Annotated in this window: 1 pseudogene; it reads left to right on the top strand. The window is 64.9% G+C overall.

The window, feature by feature from the left end:
- Positions 1 to 205 (top strand): annotated as a pseudogene (locus LI92_RS21755) (transposase); the annotation flags it as partial.

The raw sequence follows: 205 nt of genomic DNA, 5'->3' as shown, positions 1-205 counted from the left end.
GCACCTGGAGATCACCGAATCGACCTGGCATCGCTGGGTCGCCCAGTACGGCGGCATGAAGGCCAGCGACGCCAAACGCCTCAAGGAACTCGAGGCCGAGAACGCCCGGCTCAAGAAGCTGGTCGCCAACCAGGCCCTCGACATCGACATGCTCAAGGAGATCGGGGCGGGAAACTTCTGACCCCGAACCGCAAGCGCAGCGCCG

The organism is Mycobacterium sp. UM_Kg1 (assembly GCF_000972925.1).
GTDB classification, from domain to species: domain Bacteria; phylum Actinomycetota; class Actinomycetes; order Mycobacteriales; family Mycobacteriaceae; genus Mycobacterium; species Mycobacterium hiberniae.
The sequence above is the reverse complement of the archived record's forward strand: the minus strand, read 5'-3'. Positions and strand labels throughout refer to the sequence as shown.